Source organism: Prosthecodimorpha staleyi (assembly GCF_018729455.1).
In the GTDB taxonomy this organism is placed as follows: Bacteria; Pseudomonadota; Alphaproteobacteria; order Rhizobiales; family Ancalomicrobiaceae; genus Prosthecodimorpha; species Prosthecodimorpha staleyi.
The window spans coordinates 1-1424 of sequence record NZ_JAHHZF010000037.1; the positions used below are offsets into that span (position 1 = coordinate 1).

General features: G+C 57.6%; 1 tRNA gene and 2 rRNA genes. All 3 read left to right on the plus strand.

The window, feature by feature from the left end:
- Positions 1–990, plus strand: a 23S ribosomal RNA gene (locus KL771_RS28200); the annotation flags it as partial.
- 130 nt (positions 991–1120) lie between these two features.
- Positions 1121–1235, plus strand: a 5S ribosomal RNA gene (rrf, locus tag KL771_RS28205).
- Positions 1236–1326: 91 nt separating this feature from the next.
- Positions 1327–1403, plus strand: a tRNA-Met gene (locus KL771_RS28210).
- Positions 1404–1424 lie beyond the last annotated feature (21 nt).

Consider the following 1424-nt stretch of genomic DNA (forward strand, 5'->3'; position numbering starts at 1 on the left):
GTAAACGGCGGCCGTAACTATAACGGTCCTAAGGTAGCGAAATTCCTTGTCGGGTAAGTTCCGACCTGCACGAATGGCGTAACGACTTCCCCGCTGTCTCCAGCAGAGACTCAGTGAAATTGAATTCCCCGTGAAGATGCGGGGTTCCTGCGGTTAGACGGAAAGACCCCGTGCACCTTTACTGCAACTTTGCGCTGGCATTCGTGTCGGCATGTGTAGGATAGGTGGTAGGCTATGAAGCGCGGGCGCCAGCTCGTGTGGAGCCAACCTTGAAATACCACCCTTATCGTCATGGATGTCTAACTGCGGTTCGACAGGATCCAGGACAGCGCATGGTGGGCAGTTTGACTGGGGCGGTCGCCTCCCAAAGAGTAACGGAGGCGCGCGATGGTGGGCTCAGACCGGTCGGAAATCGGTCGTCGAGTGCAATGGCATAAGCCTGCCTGACTGCGAGACTGACACGTCGAGCAGAGACGAAAGTCGGCCATAGTGATCCGGTGGTCCCGCGTGGAAGGGCCATCGCTCAACGGATAAAAGGTACGCCGGGGATAACAGGCTGATCTTCCCCAAGAGTCCATATCGACGGGAAGGTTTGGCACCTCGATGTCGACTCATCACATCCTGGGGCTGGAGCAGGTCCCAAGGGTTCGGCTGTTCGCCGATTAAAGTGGTACGTGAGTTGGGTTCAGAACGTCGTGAGACAGTTCGGTCCCTATCTGCCGTGGGTGTTCGAGACTTGAGACGATCTGTCCTTAGTACGAGAGGACCGGGATGGACGCACCACTGGTGGACCTGTTGTCCTGCCAAGGGCAGTGCAGGGTAGCTATGTGCGGACGGGATAACCGCTGAAGGCATCTAAGCGGGAAACCCACGTCAAAACAAGGTCTCGCTAAATAGGGCCGTGGGAGACGACCACGTCGATAGGCCGGGTGTGTAAGCGCAGCAATGTGTTCAGCTTACCGGTACTAATAGCCCGATCGGCTTGATCACTCTCATTTATCCATGCTTACGCCAAAAGGCAGTCGCCAATCGGCAATAGGCCGTCGGAGCCAGCAGGCTCCGTGCCCCTACTGCCTACTGCCAAATGCCAACCCGAGAAAACCCTTTCGTGCTTCGCTGGCCTGGTGGTTCCAGCGGGGGGCCCATACCCGATCCCATTCCGAACTCGGCCGTCAAACCCCCCAGCGCCCATGGTACTTCGTCTCAAGACGCGGGAGAGTCGGTCGCTGCCAGGCCTGCTAAGCACGAAACACAAAACCTCTCTCCCGATCCAAACCTTCTCTCCACTCTTCCAGCACAACAACGCTGGACAATACCCTCCCATCCCGCGGGGTGGAGCAGCCCGGTAGCTCGTCAGGCTCATAACCTGAAGGTCGTCAGTTCAAATCTGGCCCCCGCAACCAAGCCATATCAAACGCCCCGTG